The sequence below is a fragment of the Pseudomonas sp. PSPC3-2 genome (assembly GCF_049897085.1).
Lineage (GTDB): Bacteria > Pseudomonadota > Gammaproteobacteria > Pseudomonadales > Pseudomonadaceae > Aquipseudomonas > Aquipseudomonas paraveronii.
In genome coordinates this window covers 119,082-135,209 of the sequence record NZ_JAFCVO010000009.1, presented here as the reverse complement: position 1 = coordinate 135,209, position 16,128 = coordinate 119,082, and the positions used below count along the sequence as shown (strand labels likewise).

Genomic DNA, 16,128 nt, shown 5'->3' with positions numbered 1-16,128 from the left:
GCTTTCGCGTGATGGCTTTTTCATTTTGGCCGCGCAGGCCGCCCGCTATACTACCGCCCGGTTTTTTCCAAGGATTTCACATGGCCGCTTTGCCCTGGCTGTACCTCGCTCTCCTATCCATCGGCTATGTCATGGCGTTGGTCTACGGCCAACTGGGGGTGCTGGCGGCAATCTCCGTGGCCCTGCTGCTGATCGCCGGGTATGCGGTACGCCAGCAACGGACCGCATGGGGGCGTTACGTCGGCCACGGGTTGTTCATCGTATTGGCCTTGGGCCTTGCAATGCACTGGCTGCCGGGGTTCGACAACGGGCGCGGTATCGCGCCCCAGCGTTTCACCGCCGATGCCGTGCCCTTCTCGATGTACCTCAACCAGGACAAACCGCTGATCGGCTTCTGGCTGCTGCTGGCCTGCCCGTGGATTGTGGCGCGGCGCTCATTGCGACTGTCGATCTGCGTCACCGCCTTGGCGTTGACTCTGACAGCCATAGTGGCACTGGGTGGCGCGGCGTTGCTGGGCGTCATCAGTTGGGCGCCGAAGTGGCCGGACCAGGCGTGGTTGTGGGTGCTTAATAACCTGTTGTTGGTGACGTTAGTGGAAGAAGCGCTGTTCCGCGGCTACATTCAGGGCGGCCTGAGCCGACGCTTCAAACACTTGCCCTACGGCGAAAACCTCGCATTGCTGCTGGCCGCTCTGCTATTCGGCCTTGTACACCTGGGCGCGGGCTGGCAGTGGGTGCTGCTGGCCAGCATCGCTGGCGTCGGTTATGGCCTTGCTTATCGTTTTGGCGGCCTGGGCGCGGCGATTGCCACGCATTTCGGCCTTAATTTTCTGCATTTCGGACTGTTTTCCTACCCAATGCTCGCCGGCTGATTATTGCAAAAATAAGTTAAATATATGATCGCCATCGCCGATACCCATTGAAAGCCTCGCGGATTGAATAACCATGCGTAATAACCAACCCGTTACCCAGCGCGAACGGACCTTCCCCGCTCAGCAACGGTTGATCTCCACCACAGATGCCAAGGGTGTCATCACTTACTGCAACGACGCTTTCGTCGAAATCAGTGGTTTCTCCCGCGACGAACTGGTGCGCGCCCCGCACAACCTGGTTCGCCACCCGGACGTTCCGGGGGCTGTGTTCGCACACATGTGGTCCACGCTCAAGCAAGGCTTGCCATGGATGGGCATCGTCAAGAACCGCTGCAAGACCGGCGATCACTACTGGGTTAACGCCTATGTGACGCCGATGTATGACGGCAACCAAGTGGTCGGCTATGAATCGGTGCGCGTCAAGCCCACCGCCGAGCAGATCCGCCGGGCCGAAGCGCTCTACCAACGCATCAATCAGGGCAAGTCCGCCATTCCCAAACGGGACAAGTGGCTGCCGGTGCTGCAGGACTGGCTGCCGTTTATCCTGGTCAGCCAGTTGAGCTTCATGATTGGCGCGTCGCTCAACTCCCACTGGGGCTTTGCCCTCGCGGCGGGGTTGTCGGTGCCGTTGGGCCTACTGGGCCTGAGCTGGCAACAGCGCGGCCTCAAGCGTTTGCTGCGCCTGGCCGAACAGACCACCTCCGATCCGTTGATCGCGCAGATGTACACCGACAGCCGTGGCGCCCAGGCACGCCTGGAAATGTCGATCCTCAGCCAGGAGGCACGTCTGAAGACCTGTCTCACGCGCTTGCAGGACACCGCCGAACACCTCAACGAGCAGGCGGCGCAGTCCAACACCTTGGCGCACAACAGCTCCAGCGGCCTGGAACGCCAGCGCGTGGAAACCGAACAGGTGGCCACCGCAGTCAACCAGATGGCGGCGACGACCCAGGAAGTCGCCAGCCATGTGCAGCGCACGGCCGATGCCACCCAGGAAGCCAATCGCCTCACCGGGCGCGGCCGCGATATCGCCGGGGAAACCCGCGCGGCGATTCAGCGGCTGTCGGTCGCGGTTGGCGAGACCGGCGTGACCGTCACCCAACTGGCCAAGGACAGCGATGAAATCGGCGGCGTGGTCGACGTGATCAAAGGCATTGCCGACCAGACCAACCTGCTGGCCTTGAACGCCGCGATCGAAGCCGCGCGTGCCGGTGAGATGGGCCGTGGTTTTGCGGTGGTTGCCGACGAAGTCCGCCAACTGGCGCAACGCACGGCTGAATCGACCGGGCAGATCCATACCCTGATCGCCAAGCTGCAGCAAACCGCTGCCGCTGCCGTACAAACCATGGACGCCGGGCATCGCCAGGCCGAAGAAGGCGTAGCGCGGGTGATGGAGGCGGATCAGGCGCTGGTGGGCATCAGCGAAGCGGTGGCCAACATCACCGACATGACCACCCAAATCGCCGCCGCCACGGAAGAGCAAAGCTCGGTTGCCGAAGAGATCAGCCGCAATATCAGCACCATCGCGCTACTGGCCGATCAGACGTCGGAACAGGCGTTGAACTCGGCGCAGTTGAGTGAAGAGTTGACGCACACGGCGCATACCCAGTATTCGCTGGTGGAGCGTTTTAACCGCTAAACCGCTATCGGGGGCAAGTCGAATCGTCGCACCGCCCCTCCCACATTCGACTGCATTCCAAGGGGTGTACGCGGTTAAATGTGGGAGGGGCGGTGCGACGATTCGACTTGCCCCCGATAGGGCCCTAACAAGCGCCGAGAAACTGAGCCACTTGCACCGCCGCAGCCTCCAAATGCTGCTCATGACTGCACCCCGACGCCTTCAACGGCTTCAAATCATGATCCCCCGCCGCCAGCCACATCACCTCGATGCTCGGCGACAAGTCATACCCCTGCACCGCCGCTCGATTGCCCAACGCATCGCGCTCGCCCTGCACAATCAATGTCGGCGTCTTCAACCCGGCCAAATGTGCGACTCGCGGCTTTTGCGGCTTGCCCACCGCATAGAACGGATAGCCCAGGCACACCAGCCCATCGGCACCCAATTCATCGGCGAGCAAACTGGCCATGCGCCCGCCCATGGACTTGCCACCAATGACCAGTTTCCCAGCGACATGGCGTCGCACCTCGGTATAGACCTCGCGCCAGCTCTGCAGCAGTTTCGGCGCCGGGTTGGGCGGGCGCTTGCCGCCATCCACGCGGCGCTGGGCCATGTAGGGAAACTCGAAACGCAAGACGCTTACACCCTGCCCGGCAAGGCGCGCAGCCATGTCGTCCATGAAGGATGAGTCCATCGGCGCGCCGGCGCCGTGCGCCAGGATCAGCGTCACCGGCGTATGCGTGGGAGCGCCCGAGGCAACATCCCATCGCCAACCATGTTCCTGCACACACCGTGCCCATTGATCCCCGTCAATACTGGCCTTGTGCTCTTTGCCCATGCTTACCTCGCTTTTTAGTCTGCCTATAACTCCAGCCCAAGTGTCGCATCTGCTTGGGTTGAACCGTGGATGGGGAACCATGAACACTACTTTAAGTACCGCCTATAACTACAAGGTGGTCCGCCAATTCGCCATTATGACGGTGGTGTGGGGCATCGTCGGCATGGGGCTCGGGGTTTTTCTCGCGGCCCAATTGGTGTGGCCTGCACTCAACTTTGACTTGCCTTGGACCAGCTTCGGCCGCTTGCGCCCGCTGCACACCAACGCGGTGATCTTCGCCTTCGGGGGTTGTGCGCTGTTTGCCAGCTCCTTCTACTCGGTACAGCGCACCTGCCAGACCCAGCTGTTCGCGCCAAAAGTCGCTCAGTTCTGCTTTTGGGGCTGGCAACTGGTCATTGTCCTGGCAGCGATCACCTTGCCGCTGGGTTACACCAGCTCCAAGGAATACGCCGAGCTGGAATGGCCGATCGACATCCTGATCACGATTGTCTGGGTGGCTTATGCCATTGTGTTTTTCGGCACTGTGGCCAAGCGCAACACCAAGCACATCTACGTCGGCAACTGGTTCTTCGGTGCGTTCATCATCACCGTGGCCATCTTGCATATCGTCAACAACCTGGAAATCCCGGTCAGTCTGACCAAGTCCTACTCGCTGTACGGCGGTGCGACGGATGCCATGGTGCAGTGGTGGTATGGACATAACGCAGTAGGCTTCTTCCTGACTGCCGGCTTCCTGGGGATGATGTACTACTTCGTACCCAAGCAAGCCGAACGTCCGGTGTATTCCTATCGCCTGTCGATCGTGCACTTCTGGGCGCTGATCACCCTGTACATCTGGGCCGGTCCGCACCACCTGCACTACACCGCTCTGCCAGACTGGGCACAGTCGTTGGGCATGGTGATGTCCCTGGTGCTGCTGGCGCCAAGCTGGGGCGGCATGATCAACGGCATGATGACCCTCTCGGGTGCCTGGCATAAGTTGCGCAGCGACCCGATCCTGCGCTTCCTGGTCGTCTCGCTGGCGTTCTACGGCATGTCGACGTTCGAAGGGCCAATGATGGCCATCAAGACCGTCAACTCGCTGTCCCACTACACCGACTGGACCATCGGCCACGTACACGCCGGCGCACTCGGTTGGGTAGCGATGATCTCCATCGGCGCGCTGTACCACATGATCCCGAAAGTGTTTGGGCGCGAGCGGATGTTCAGCGTCGGCCTGATCAACGCGCACTTCTGGCTGGCCACCATCGGCACCGTGCTCTACATCGCCTCGATGTGGGTCAACGGCATCGCCCAGGGCCTTATGTGGCGTGCGATCAACGATGACGGCACCCTCACCTACTCCTTTGTCGAAGCGCTGCAAGCCAGCCACCCGGGCTACGTCGTGCGACTGGTAGGCGGTGCGGTGTTCCTCAGCGGCATGTTGCTGATGGCTTACAACACATGGCGCACCGTGCGCTCGGCACAACCTGTCGAAGCCACCCCTGCCGCGCAGACGGCCTGAGGAGTCAGTGATGAAACACGAAACGATTGAAAAGAACGTCGGTCTGCTGATGCTGCTGATGGTGCTTGCCGTGAGCATCGGCGGCCTGACCCAGATCGTCCCGCTGTTCTTCCAGGACGTGACCAACAAACCGGTGGAAGGCATGAAGCCCTACACCGCGCTGCAACTGGAAGGCCGCGACATCTACATCCGCGAAGGTTGCGTACAGTGCCACTCGCAGATGATCCGTCCGTTCCGCGCCGAGACCGAGCGCTACGGCCACTACTCGGTCGCGGGCGAAAGCGTATGGGACCATCCGTTCCTGTGGGGCTCCAAGCGTACCGGGCCAGACCTGGCTCGCGTCGGCGCACGCTACTCGGACGACTGGCACCGCGCGCACTTGTACAACCCGCGCAACGTAGTGCCTGAGTCGAAAATGCCGGCCTACCCATGGCTGGTGACGGCGCCGCTCGACAGCAGCGATACCGTGACCAAGCTCAAAGTGATGCGTACCCTCGGCGTGCCTTACACCGACGAAGACATCAGCGGTGCAGTGGCCAGCCTCAAGGGCAAGACCGAGATCGACGCGCTGGTTTCGTACCTGCAAGTCCTCGGCACCGCCATCAAGAGCAAGAGGTGAGCCATGGGATTTGAATTCGATGCGGGCACCATCCGCGGCCTCGGCACACTAGTCGTCGCCATCGCCTTTATCGGCCTCTCGCTGTGGGTATTCAACAACCGACGCAATGCGGAATTCGAGCAGGCACGCCTGCTGCCGTTTGCCGACGAACCCACCGCCACCCCATCCGACGCTCAAGAAGCGCCTGCAACAAGGAGCAATCGGCCATGACTACCTTCTGGAGTACATGGATCTGCGTACTGACCCTCGGCAGCCTGATCGGCCTGACCTGGCTGTTGTTCGGCACCCGCAAGGGCGAGACCAAGGGCAGTGTCGACCAGACCATGGGCCACGCCTTCGATGGCATTGAGGAATACGACAACCCGCTGCCCCAGTGGTGGTTCATGCTGTTCGCCGGCACGCTGGTATTTGCCGTCGGCTACTTGATCCTCTACCCGGGCCTGGGCAACTGGAAAGGCATCCTGCCGGGCTATGAAGGCGGCTGGACCTCGGCCAAGGAATGGGACAAGGAAATGGCCAAGGCCGACGCCAAGTTCGGGCCGATCTTCGCCAAATTCTCGGCCATGCCGGTGGAAGAAGTCGCCAAAGACCCGCAAGCGCTGAAAATGGGCGGTCGCCTGTTTGCCTCCAACTGCGCGGTGTGCCACGGCTCGGATGCCAAGGGCGCGTATGGCTTCCCGAACCTGGCGGACAATATCTGGCGCTGGGGCGGCTCCGCCGACGCGATCAAGACCACCATCATGGGCGGTCGCCATGCGGCGATGCCGGCCTGGGGCGAAGTACTGGGCGAGGACGGTGTGAAAAACGTCGCGGCCTATGTGCGTCACGACCTGGCCAAGCTGCCACTGCCAGCCGACAGCGGCGCCGACCTGGTCGCCGGCCAAGCCACGTTCAACACCACTTGCGTGGCCTGCCACGGTCCGCAAGGCCACGGCACCGAAGCCATGGGCGCGCCGAACCTGACCGAGCCAAGCGGCTTTATCTACGGCACCAGCCTGGCGCAGTTGCAGCAAACCATTCGCCACGGCCGCCAAGGCCAGATGCCGGCGCAGGAAGTGCTGCAAGGCAATGACAAGGTTCACCTGCTGGCCGCTTATGTTTACAGCCTGTCCCACAACGCTGACGGCGCAACGCCGCAACACCAGGCACAGTAACGCTTCACCCCTGAACTGCCGCCCCTGATCCAGGGGCGGTAGCTCTACCCTTCTACGCGACCAAGTGTCGCACCCTTCCAAAGCACTGCTTTCCCCTCCTGCCATTCGGGTCTACGCTTGTCTGCACAGTGGATCGGTACGGACCGGTCGACGGTCGACTTGCACTCAATGGGTTGAACGCTTCTGCAGGGATGACACGCGCAAAGGCAGGCAGTGACCGGCTGTCGTGCTACTGACCACTCATCACCTGCGCCGCGTGTTGACACACAGCCAGTCATCCGCCGGCGTGCCCCGAAAAAATTCCTATCCGATCGATCAGCTTTTGATTTCGGATTTTGTCCTTACATCAAACATGGAAAGGGCGCAGAATCTGGCGTGGAACGTATTGACACAGGTCACCCTTGCGTTGCAATGGCACCTCGGTTTCTACATACTTGCGACCGATTTTTACCTATAAAAAAACCTAAACCGTGGAACCTTAGAATGAGCACAGCAATCAGTCCGACTGCTTATAACTATAAGGTAGTCCGCCAGTTCGCCATCATGACGGTGGTCTGGGGGATCCTTGGCATGGGGCTCGGGGTCTTCATCGCCTCACAACTGGTTTGGCCGGAATTGAATTTCGGCTTGCCATGGACGACCTTCGGCCGCCTACGCCCGCTGCACACTAACCTGGTGATTTTCGCCTTCGGCGGATGTGCACTGTTTGCCACCTCTTACTATGTCGTGCAGCGAACCTGCCAGACGCGACTGATCTCCGACGGCCTCGCCGCCTTCACCTTCTGGGGATGGCAAGCGGTGATCGTGGGGGCCGGCATCTCGTTGCCGCTGGGCTACACCACCACCAAGGAATACGCCGAGCTGGAATGGCCCATCGCCATTTTGCTCGCGATTGTGTGGGTGACCTACGCGGTGGTGTTCTTCGGCACCATCACCAAGCGCAAGACCAAGCACATCTATGTGGGTAACTGGTTCTACGGTGCCTTCATCCTGGTGACGGCGATGCTGCACATCGTCAACCATGCGTCGTTGCCGGTCAGCCTGTTCAAGTCCTATTCGGCCTACGCCGGGGCGACGGATGCGATGATCCAGTGGTGGTACGGCCACAACGCTGTAGGGTTCTTCCTCACCACCGGTTTCCTGGGGATGATGTACTACTTCGTGCCGAAACAGGCCGAACGCCCCATCTACTCTTATCGCCTGTCCATCGTGCACTTCTGGGCGTTGATCACCCTGTACATCTGGGCCGGCCCGCACCACTTGCACTACACCGCACTGCCGGACTGGGCACAGTCGTTGGGCATGGCGATGTCGATCATCCTGCTGGCCCCGAGTTGGGGCGGCATGATCAACGGCATGATGACCCTCTCGGGCGCCTGGCATAAGCTGCGCACCGACCCGATCCTGCGCTTCCTGGTCGTGTCCCTGGCGTTCTACGGCATGTCGACCTTCGAAGGGCCGATGATGGCGATCAAGACCGTCAACTCCCTGTCCCACTACACCGACTGGACCATCGGCCACGTACACGCCGGCGCACTCGGCTGGGTAGCGATGATCTCCATCGGCGCGCTGTACCACATGATCCCGAAAATCTTCGGGCGTGCGCAGATGCACAGCGTCGTGTTGATCAACACGCACTTCTGGCTGGCCACCATCGGCACCGTGCTCTACATCGCCTCGATGTGGGTCAACGGCATCACCCAAGGCCTGATGTGGCGTGCGATCAACGATGACGGCACCCTCACCTACTCCTTCGTCGAAGCGCTGCAAGCCAGCCACCCGGGCTACATCGTCCGAGCCATAGGCGGCGCGTTCTTTGCCTCCGGCATGCTGTTCATGGCCTACAACGTCTGGCGCACCGTGCGTGCCTCCGACCCTGCAGAAGCCGAAGCCGCCGCCAAGATCGCCGTTGTGGGAGCCCACTGATGAAGCATGAAGTAATCGAGAAGAATATCGGCCTGCTGGCCTTCTTCATGGTTATCGCCGTGAGTATCGGCGGCCTGACCCAGATCGTTCCGCTGTTCTTCCAGGACGTGACCAACAAGCCGGTCGAAGGCATGAAGCCGCGCACCGCGCTTGAACTGGAAGGCCGCGACATCTACATCGCCAACGGCTGTGTCGGCTGCCACTCGCAGATGATCCGCCCGTTCCGCGCCGAAACCGAACGTTATGGCCACTACTCGGTAGCCGGTGAAAGCGTGTGGGACCACCCGTTCCTGTGGGGCTCCAAGCGCACCGGGCCGGACCTGGCCCGTGTCGGCGGCCGTTACTCCGATGACTGGCAACGCGCGCACTTGTACAACCCGCGCAACGTCGTGCCGGAATCGAAAATGCCGGCGTACCCGTTCCTCGTGGAAAACAAGCTCGACGGCAAGGACACCGCGAAGAAAATGGAAGTCTTGCGCACCCTGGGCGTGCCGTACACCGACGAAGACATCGCCGGTGCAGCCGCAGCCGTGAAGGGCAAGACCGAAATGGACGCATTGGTGGCCTACCTACAAGGCCTTGGCACCATCATCAAAAGCAAACGGTGATTCTTCATGGATATCGGGATGATTCGTGGCCTGGGCACCGTTGTGGTGATGGTGGCCTTTATCGGCCTGGCCTTGTGGGTATTCAGCCCCAAGCGCAAGTCGGAGTTTGACGACGCAACCATGCTGCCCTTTGCGGATGACCCCGAAGCCATCAAGCACGTCGAGCAAGCTTCTAGGAGTAACAAAGAATGACTACGTTCTGGAGTCTGTACGTCACAGTCCTCAGTCTGGGTACCATTTTCGCCCTGACCTGGCTGCTGCTGTCGACCCGCAAGGGCCAGCGCGCCGAGCAAACGGACGAGACCGTCGGCCACTCGTTCGACGGTATCGAGGAGTACGACAACCCACTGCCGAAATGGTGGTTCATGCTGTTCGTCGGCACCATCGTCTTCGCCCTGGGCTACCTGGTGCTGTACCCCGGCCTGGGCAATTGGAAAGGCCTGCTACCGGGCTACAACTACCTCGACAACGACAAGCAGACCGCCTTCGCCAACGGCCAGACCGGCTGGACCGGCGTGCATGAGTGGGAAAAGGAAATGGCCAAGTCGGACGCCAAGTTCGGGCCGATCTTCGCCAAATTCGCCGCGATGCCGATTGAAGACGTCGCCAAAGACCCGCAAGCGCTGAAGATGGGGGGCCGTCTGTTTGCCTCCAACTGCTCGGTGTGCCACGGTTCCGACGCCAAGGGTGCCTACGGCTTCCCTAACCTGACCGACGCCGACTGGCGCTGGGGCGGCGAGCCCGCGACCATCAAGGAAACCATCATGAAAGGCCGCCACGCGGTGATGCCGGCCTGGGCCGAAGTCATCGGCGAACAAGGCGTGGCCGACGTGGCGGGCTTCGTGGTGACCAACCTGGACGGCCGCAAACTGCCGGAAGGCGCCAAGGCCGACGTGGCCAACGGCGGGAAACTCTTCGCCACCAACTGCGTGGCCTGCCACGGCCCGGCCGGTAAAGGCACGCCTGCCATGGGCGCACCTGACCTGACTCACCCGGGTGCGTTCATCTACGGTTCAAGTTTCGCCCAACTGCAGCAGACCATCCGCTACGGCCGCCAGGGCCAGATGCCTGCGCAGGAGCAACTGCAAGGGAACGACAAGGTGCATTTGCTGGCCGCGTATGTTTACAGCTTGTCCCATGGGGATAAGAAGGCTCAAGAGCAGTAAGACGAAGCAGCAACAAAAAGGCCCGTTCATTGAAAAGTGATGGGCCTTTTTTGTTGCAGTTGCCTGAAAACACCGAAGATTCAATGTGGGAGGGGGCTTGCTCCCACATTGGATCGTCAGTGTTTTGAAGACTGAGCCCGCAAAAACCGTCCATACTTCACAAGTCAATTGATCCACGTCACCTACACCATCAATTGATTTCCCCCAACGCGACCAAAGGTCGCACCCTTTGCGCGTGATCGGGGGCGTATCATTACGCCACTGCAAGACCCTTCATTTGACCCCGACTGGCACGTACTGGCCGAGGCAAATCTCCACCGCCGTGGGATGCAATGATGAGCAACCAAATACCGGTACAAGACGTTACTCCACCTGCCAAAAACGCCAACAACGGTGTCGACCTCTACGCGTCGCGAGAGAAAATCTACACCCGCGCCTTCACGGGCCTGTTCCGCAACCTGCGCATGCTTGGCGGTGCCGGTCTGTTCCTGCTCTATTTCGGCACGGTGTGGCTGAACTGGGGTGGCCACCAGGCCGTATGGTGGAACCTGCCGGAACGTAAGTTCTTTATCTTCGGTGCAACCTTCTGGCCCCAGGACTTCATCCTCCTCTCGGGCATCCTGATCGTCGCGGCCTTTGGCCTGTTCTTTATCACGGTGTACGCCGGACGCATCTGGTGCGGGTATACCTGCCCGCAAAGCGTGTGGACGTGGATCTTCATGTGGTGCGAAAAAGTCACCGAAGGCGACCGTAACCAGCGCATCAAGCTGGACAAGGCGCCGATGGGGGCTAACAAGTTCCTGCGCAAATTCAGCAAGCACACGCTGTGGCTGCTGATCGGCTTTGTCACCGGCATGACCTTCGTCGGTTACTTCTCACCGATCCGCGAACTGGTGTTTGACTTCTTCACTGGCCAAGCCGATGGCTGGTCGTATTTCTGGGTCGGCTTCTTCACCCTCGCCACCTACGGCAACGCCGGCTGGCTACGCGAACAGGTGTGCATCTACATGTGCCCCTACGCGCGCTTCCAAAGCGTGATGTTCGACAAGGACACCCTGATCGTCTCCTACGACCCGCGCCGCGGCGAAGTCCGTGGCCCGCGCAAAAAAGGCAGCGACTATAAGGCCCAAGGCCTGGGCGATTGCATCGAGTGCACGATGTGCGTACAGGTGTGCCCGACCGGCATCGACATCCGCGATGGCCTGCAAATCGAGTGCATCGGCTGTGCCGCGTGCATCGACGCGTGCGACAACATCATGGACAAGATGGACTACCCGCGCGGCCTGATCAGCTACACCACCGAACACAACCTGTCAGGGCAGAAAACCCACAAACTGCGTCCGCGCCTGATCGGCTATGCGCTGGTGTTGCTGGCAATGATGAGCCTGTTGGCCACAGCATTCTTCCTGCGTCCGCTGGTGGGTTTCGACGTCAGCAAAGACCGCGTGCTGTACCGCGAAAACGCCGAAGGGCGGATCGAAAACGTCTACAGCCTGAAGATCATGAACAAGGATCAGCGCGACCACACTTACGTGCTTGACGCTGCCGGCCTGCCGGACCTCAAGCTGCAAGGCCGCCGTGAAATCAAGGTGGCTGCCGGCGACATCGTCAGCATGCCGGTAGAACTGTCGAGCGCGCCGGAACAACTGCCGTCGAGCACCAACGAGGTGGTGTTTATCCTCAAGGATGCCGATGACACCAACGTTCATATTGAAGCCAAGAGCCGATTCATCGGCCCACAAGTTCGTTAACGAGAGAGCAGAACAATGCCCGTAGCCACTGCCGCAAGTCCCTGGTACAAGCACCTCTGGCCCTGGATCATCATCGCAATCCTGGCCTGCTCAGTGACCTTGACCTTGTCCATGGTGACCATTGCAGTGAACAACCCGGACAACCTGGTCAACGACAACTATTACGAGGCAGGCAAAGGCATCAATCGCTCCCTGGACCGCGAACGCCTGGCCCAGACCCTGCAGCTACGTGCCAAGGTTCGTCTGGACGAGTTGACCGGCGAAGTCGAACTGCACCTTACTGGCTACAGCAACCCGGCCAGCCTGGAACTGAACCTGATTTCGCCGACCCAGCCGGAGAAAGACCGCAAGATCAACCTGGCCCGCAGCGACAGCGAACCCGGTCGCTACATCGGCCAGGTCACCGACAAGGTCGAAGGCCGGCGCTTCGTCGAACTGCTCGGCGTGGAAGGCGACAGGACCTGGCGCTTGTTCGAAGAAGAACAGATCAGCCACGACAAGGACTTGCTGCTGGGGGATGAACCGCTGCAGGGTGCTGAAGACCTGAAGAAGTAAACAGGCTGCGCTTCACACATCGCGGGCAAGCCCGCTCCCACATGGACACCGCAATCCACTGTGGGAGCGGGCTTGCCCGCGATGAGGCCCTACCCGCCACCAAAGATCTAACGCCATGACCACCCCAACCCCCTGCTACCACTGCGCCCTGCCCGTTCCACCCGGTAGCCGCTTCACCGCCGTGATCCTCGGCGAGCGCCGCGAACTCTGCTGCCCGGGCTGCCAGGCGGTGGCCGAAGCAATCGTGGCGGGCGGGTTGGAAAGCTATTACCAGCACCGCAGCGAAGCCTCGGCCAACCCCGAGGCGCTGCCGGTGCAACTGGTGGACGAATTGGCGCTGTATGACCGCGCCGATGTGCAAAAACCCTTCGTGCGCCACGACGGCGAACTGGCCGAAGCCACGCTGCTGATGGAAGGCATCAGTTGCGCAGCCTGCGGCTGGCTGATCGAAAAACACCTGCGCAGCCTGCCCGCCGTGGCCGAGGCGCGCCTGAACCTGTCCAACCATCGCCTGCAAGTGCGCTGGGCCGACGGACAACTGCCGTTGAGCCAACTGCTCAGTGAGCTGCGCCATATCGGCTACGCGGCCCACCCTTATCAGGCAGACCGCGCCGCCGAGCAATTGGCCGGCGAAAACCGCCTGGCCTTGCGCCAACTCGGCGTTGCCGGCTTGCTGTGGTTCCAGGCGATGATGGCAACCATGGCCACCTGGCCGGAATTCAATATCGACCTGAGCTCGGAGCTGCATGTCATCCTGCGTTGGGTCGCGATGTTTCTGACCACGCCCATTGTGTTCTACAGCTGTGCGCCGTTTTTCAAGGGCGCCATGCGCGACCTGCGCACCCGCCACCTGACCATGGACGTCTCGGTATCCCTGGCCATTGGCGGGGCTTACCTCGCAGGGATCTGGACCGCGATCACCGGCGTGGGTGAACTGTATTTCGACGCGGTGGGCATGTTCGCGCTCTTCCTGCTGACCGGCCGCTACCTGGAGCGGCGTGCCCGCGAACGCACAGCCGCCGCGACCGCGCAGTTGGTCAACCTGCTGCCGGCCTCGTGCCTGCGCTTGAATGCTGAAGGTCAGAGCGAACGCATCCTGCTCCCCGAACTGGCCCTGGGCGACCGCGTGCTGGTTCATCCCGGCGCAGTGCTGCCGGCAGATGGGGTGATCCTCGACGGCCAGTCCAGCATCGATGAATCCCTGCTCACCGGCGAATACCTGCCGCAACCGCGTCAAGTCGGCGATGCGGTAACGGCCGGCACCCTCAACGTCGAAGGCGCGCTGACCGTCGAAGTCCGCGCCTTGGGCCATGACACGCGCCTGTCCGCCATCGTGCGCCTGCTGGAGCGGGCCCAGGCGGAAAAACCGCGCCTGGCGCAAATCGCCGATCGCGCCGCGCAGTGGTTCCTGCTGTGCTCGCTGATCGCTGCCGTGCTGATCGGCCTGTTGTGGTGGCAGTTGGACGCATCGCGGGCGTTCTGGATCGTACTGGCAATGCTCGTGGCGACCTGCCCGTGCGCGCTGTCGCTGGCCACGCCGACCGCCCTGACCGCCGCCACCGGCACCCTGCACAAACTCGGTCTGCTGCTGACCCGTGGCCATGTGCTGGAAGGCCTGAACCAGATCGACACGGTGATTTTCGACAAGACCGGCACCCTCACCGAGGGGCGCCTGGCGCTGCGTGCGATCCGCCCCCTGGGCGCGTTGAACAGCGACCAGTGCCTGGGCCTCGCCGCCGCCCTGGAAAATCGCTCCGAACACCCGATCGCCCGCGCCTTCGGCCGAGCGCCCCTGGCCGCCGACGAAGTGCTCAGCGCCCCCGGACTCGGTCTGGAAGGCTGGGTGGGCGAGCGCCAACTGCGCATCGGCCAGCCAGGCTATGCGTGCGAACTCAGCAGTTGCCCGATCCCTGCCGCGCCGGATGAAGCCGGGCAATGGCTGCTGTTGGGCGACCGTGACGGCGCCCTCGCCTGGTTCGTCCTGGATGACCGCCTGCGCAGCGACGCCCCCGCCCTGCTCGCGGCCTGCAAGGCGCGCGGCTGGCGCACACTGCTGCTGTCGGGCGACAGTTCGCCGATGGTCGAAAGCGTCGCCGCCGAACTGGGCATCGACGAAGCCCACGGCGGCCTGCGCCCCGATGACAAGCTGCGAGTGCTGCAACAATTGCATAAAGAAGGGCGCAAAGTGCTGATGCTCGGCGACGGGGTGAACGATGTGCCGGTGCTGGCCGCTGCCGATATCAGCGTGGCCATGGGCTCGGCCACCGACCTGGCAAAAACCAGCGCGGATGCGGTGTTGCTGTCCAACCGCCTGGACGCCCTGGTACAAGCGTTTACCCTGGCGCGCCGCACCCGTCGGGTCATCACGGAGAATCTGCTGTGGGCCGGACTGTACAATGGCCTTATGCTGCCGTTTGCGGCCCTCGGTTGGATCACACCGATCTGGGCGGCGGTCGGCATGTCCCTCAGTTCGTTGACCGTGGTGCTCAACGCCCTGCGCCTGACTCGCCTGCCGAGCGCGCCGGCCGTCGGCGCCCCCTCAGTAACCCGTCCGCTGCCGGTATGAGCCGCACGGGCATGGAGTGCAGATGCCAGCTTTATACATAATGATTCCAGCGGCGCTGCTGATTGTGGCCATCGCCATCTATATCTTTTTTTGGGCAGTGGACAGCGGCCAGTACGACGACCTCGATGGTCCGGCCCACAGCGTGCTGTTCGACGATCAGGACCCCAACCACCTGGCCGCCATCGACAAGGCCAAAAGCCCCGAGCCCCCCGCCGCCCCCAAAGATCCGCCCCATGCTTGATTTGGCGCCGCTGCTGGTCTCCGCGCTGATCCTTGGCCTGCTGGGGGGCGGCCATTGCCTGGGCATGTGCGGCGGCCTGATGGGCGCGCTGACCCTGGCGATCCCCAAGGAGCAACGCAGCCGCAGGTTCCGCCTGCTGCTCGCGTACAACCTGGGACGCATCCTCAGCTATGCCACCGCCGGCCTGCTGATCGGCCTGGCCGGCTGGGCCGTGGCCAACAGCCCGGCGGCGATGTTCATGCGCGTGCTGGCCGGCCTGCTGCTGATCAGCATGGGCCTGTACCTGGCCGGCTGGTGGAGCGGCCTCACCCGCATCGAAAGCCTCGGCCGCGGCCTGTGGCGGCACATCCAGCCGTTCGCCAACCGTTTACTGCCGGTATCCAGCCTGCCCCGCGCCCTGCTGTTGGGCGCGCTGTGGGGCTGGTTGCCGTGCGGGTTGGTCTACAGCACCCTGCTGTGGGCCGCCAGCCAAGGCAATGCACTGGACAGTGCGGTGCTGATGCTGGCGTTCGGGCTAGGTACTTGGCCAGTGCTGCTGGCGACCGGACTGGCAGCCGAACGCGTCACGGCACTATTGCGCAAGCGCAGTGTGCGCACGGCCGGCGGCGTGCTGGTGATGCTGTTCGGGATTTGGACCTTGCCCGGGCCCCATCAGCACTGGCTAATGGGCCACTAAAAGGCCGTGTGGCATAGCGCCGCTCCCCGTTGAC

At 62.0% G+C, this 16,128-nt stretch carries 16 protein-coding genes; 15 read left to right on the top strand and 1 reads right to left on the bottom strand.

The features are described 5' to 3' along the window. Window positions 1-80 precede the first annotated feature (80 nt). Both ACP7CJ_RS16650 and ACP7CJ_RS16645 read left to right on the top strand, forming a co-directional pair. On the top strand, window positions 81-872 hold the full coding sequence (locus ACP7CJ_RS16650; RefSeq protein WP_426100071.1) for a CPBP family intramembrane glutamic endopeptidase: 792 nt from the start codon (window positions 81-83) through the stop codon (window positions 870-872). A gap of 73 nt (window positions 873-945) precedes the next feature. Continuing rightward, window positions 946-2,511 (top strand): methyl-accepting chemotaxis protein, encoded by a 1,566-nt coding sequence (locus ACP7CJ_RS16645; protein WP_426100072.1) that lies wholly within the window; start codon window positions 946-948, stop codon window positions 2,509-2,511. 124 nt (window positions 2,512-2,635) lie between these two features. Here ACP7CJ_RS16645 and ACP7CJ_RS16640 read toward each other — a convergent pair whose 3' ends face one another. Further along, window positions 2,636-3,328: an alpha/beta family hydrolase gene (locus tag ACP7CJ_RS16640; protein WP_276194290.1), complete on the bottom strand. Its 693-nt coding sequence runs from the start codon at window positions 3,326-3,328 to the stop codon at window positions 2,636-2,638. A 79-nt stretch (window positions 3,329-3,407) separates the two neighbouring features. Between ACP7CJ_RS16640 and ccoN (ACP7CJ_RS16635) the strand changes: the two genes are divergently transcribed. The 13 genes from ccoN (ACP7CJ_RS16635) to ACP7CJ_RS16575 all read left to right on the top strand — a co-directional run bounded on the left by ccoN (ACP7CJ_RS16635) (window position 3,408) and on the right by ACP7CJ_RS16575 (window position 16,094). After that, on the top strand, window positions 3,408-4,832 hold the full coding sequence (gene ccoN, locus ACP7CJ_RS16635) for a cytochrome-c oxidase, cbb3-type subunit I (protein ID WP_276194291.1): 1,425 nt from the start codon (window positions 3,408-3,410) through the stop codon (window positions 4,830-4,832). A 10-nt stretch (window positions 4,833-4,842) separates the two neighbouring features. After that, window positions 4,843-5,451 carry a cytochrome-c oxidase, cbb3-type subunit II gene (gene ccoO, locus ACP7CJ_RS16630; RefSeq protein ID WP_276194292.1) on the top strand — a complete coding sequence of 203 codons (609 nt, stop codon included), beginning with the start codon at window positions 4,843-4,845 and terminating at the stop codon, window positions 5,449-5,451. Window positions 5,452-5,454: 3 nt separating this feature from the next. Beyond that, window positions 5,455-5,661 (top strand): cbb3-type cytochrome oxidase subunit 3, encoded by a 207-nt coding sequence (locus ACP7CJ_RS16625; protein ID WP_017845261.1) that lies wholly within the window; start codon window positions 5,455-5,457, stop codon window positions 5,659-5,661. After that, a complete protein-coding gene (ccoP, locus tag ACP7CJ_RS16620) occupies window positions 5,658-6,605 on the top strand; it encodes a cytochrome-c oxidase, cbb3-type subunit III (protein ID WP_426100073.1) in 948 nt (315 codons plus the stop codon). Before ACP7CJ_RS16625 ends, ccoP (ACP7CJ_RS16620) begins: the two co-directional genes overlap by 4 nt. 483 nt (window positions 6,606-7,088) lie before the next feature. Next, the gene (ccoN, locus tag ACP7CJ_RS16615) at window positions 7,089-8,531 is read left to right on the top strand and encodes a cytochrome-c oxidase, cbb3-type subunit I (RefSeq protein WP_276194294.1); all 1,443 of its coding nucleotides are present in this window, start codon (window positions 7,089-7,091) and stop codon (window positions 8,529-8,531) included. Beyond that, window positions 8,531-9,139, top strand: a complete 609-nt coding sequence (gene ccoO / locus ACP7CJ_RS16610) for a cytochrome-c oxidase, cbb3-type subunit II (RefSeq protein ID WP_426100074.1) — start codon at window positions 8,531-8,533, stop codon at window positions 9,137-9,139. Before ccoN (ACP7CJ_RS16615) ends, ccoO (ACP7CJ_RS16610) begins: the two co-directional genes overlap by 1 nt. A gap of 6 nt (window positions 9,140-9,145) precedes the next feature. Further along, window positions 9,146-9,331, top strand: coding sequence for a CcoQ/FixQ family Cbb3-type cytochrome c oxidase assembly chaperone (locus ACP7CJ_RS16605; RefSeq protein ID WP_016775513.1), 186 nt, complete (start codon window positions 9,146-9,148; stop codon window positions 9,329-9,331). Continuing rightward, window positions 9,328-10,305 carry a cytochrome-c oxidase, cbb3-type subunit III gene (gene ccoP / locus ACP7CJ_RS16600; RefSeq protein WP_276194295.1) on the top strand — a complete coding sequence of 326 codons (978 nt, stop codon included), beginning with the start codon at window positions 9,328-9,330 and terminating at the stop codon, window positions 10,303-10,305. The genes ACP7CJ_RS16605 and ccoP (ACP7CJ_RS16600) overlap by 4 nt, the downstream gene beginning before the upstream one ends. A 335-nt stretch (window positions 10,306-10,640) precedes the next feature. Further along, window positions 10,641-12,056, top strand: a complete 1,416-nt coding sequence (gene ccoG / locus ACP7CJ_RS16595; protein ID WP_276194296.1) for a cytochrome c oxidase accessory protein CcoG — start codon at window positions 10,641-10,643, stop codon at window positions 12,054-12,056. 15 nt (window positions 12,057-12,071) lie between these two features. Beyond that, window positions 12,072-12,611, top strand: a complete 540-nt coding sequence (locus tag ACP7CJ_RS16590; protein WP_276194298.1) for a FixH family protein — start codon at window positions 12,072-12,074, stop codon at window positions 12,609-12,611. Between the two features lie 115 nt (window positions 12,612-12,726). After that, window positions 12,727-15,177 carry a heavy metal translocating P-type ATPase gene (locus ACP7CJ_RS16585; RefSeq protein WP_276194299.1) on the top strand — a complete coding sequence of 817 codons (2,451 nt, stop codon included), beginning with the start codon at window positions 12,727-12,729 and terminating at the stop codon, window positions 15,175-15,177. Between the two features lie 22 nt (window positions 15,178-15,199). Further along, the gene (ccoS, locus tag ACP7CJ_RS16580) at window positions 15,200-15,418 is read left to right on the top strand and encodes a cbb3-type cytochrome oxidase assembly protein CcoS (RefSeq protein ID WP_276194300.1); all 219 of its coding nucleotides are present in this window, start codon (window positions 15,200-15,202) and stop codon (window positions 15,416-15,418) included. After that, window positions 15,411-16,094: a sulfite exporter TauE/SafE family protein gene (locus ACP7CJ_RS16575; RefSeq protein WP_276194301.1), complete on the top strand. Its 684-nt coding sequence runs from the start codon at window positions 15,411-15,413 to the stop codon at window positions 16,092-16,094. Before ccoS ends, ACP7CJ_RS16575 begins: the two co-directional genes overlap by 8 nt. Window positions 16,095-16,128: the final 34 nt, after the last annotated feature.

Coding starts and splice junctions, on each gene's coding strand:
- ACP7CJ_RS16590 (WP_276194298.1), top strand. CDS start 12,072: ATGCCCGTAGCCACTGCCGCAAGTCCCTGGTACAAGCACCTCTGGCCC.
- ACP7CJ_RS16575 (WP_276194301.1), top strand. CDS start 15,411: ATGCTTGATTTGGCGCCGCTGCTGGTCTCCGCGCTGATCCTTGGCCTG.
- ccoO (WP_426100074.1), top strand. CDS start 8,531: ATGAAGCATGAAGTAATCGAGAAGAATATCGGCCTGCTGGCCTTCTTC.
- ACP7CJ_RS16650 (WP_426100071.1), top strand. CDS start 81: ATGGCCGCTTTGCCCTGGCTGTACCTCGCTCTCCTATCCATCGGCTAT.
- ccoO (WP_276194292.1), top strand. CDS start 4,843: ATGAAACACGAAACGATTGAAAAGAACGTCGGTCTGCTGATGCTGCTG.
- ccoP (WP_426100073.1), top strand. CDS start 5,658: ATGACTACCTTCTGGAGTACATGGATCTGCGTACTGACCCTCGGCAGC.
- ACP7CJ_RS16585 (WP_276194299.1), top strand. CDS start 12,727: ATGACCACCCCAACCCCCTGCTACCACTGCGCCCTGCCCGTTCCACCC.
- ccoN (WP_276194294.1), top strand. CDS start 7,089: ATGAGCACAGCAATCAGTCCGACTGCTTATAACTATAAGGTAGTCCGC.
- ACP7CJ_RS16645 (WP_426100072.1), top strand. CDS start 946: ATGCGTAATAACCAACCCGTTACCCAGCGCGAACGGACCTTCCCCGCT.
- ACP7CJ_RS16605 (WP_016775513.1), top strand. CDS start 9,146: ATGGATATCGGGATGATTCGTGGCCTGGGCACCGTTGTGGTGATGGTG.
- ACP7CJ_RS16625 (WP_017845261.1), top strand. CDS start 5,455: ATGGGATTTGAATTCGATGCGGGCACCATCCGCGGCCTCGGCACACTA.
- ccoG (WP_276194296.1), top strand. CDS start 10,641: ATGAGCAACCAAATACCGGTACAAGACGTTACTCCACCTGCCAAAAAC.
- ccoN (WP_276194291.1), top strand. CDS start 3,408: ATGAACACTACTTTAAGTACCGCCTATAACTACAAGGTGGTCCGCCAA.
- ccoS (WP_276194300.1), top strand. CDS start 15,200: ATGCCAGCTTTATACATAATGATTCCAGCGGCGCTGCTGATTGTGGCC.
- ACP7CJ_RS16640 (WP_276194290.1), bottom strand. CDS start 3,328: ATGGGCAAAGAGCACAAGGCCAGTATTGACGGGGATCAATGGGCACGG.
- ccoP (WP_276194295.1), top strand. CDS start 9,328: ATGACTACGTTCTGGAGTCTGTACGTCACAGTCCTCAGTCTGGGTACC.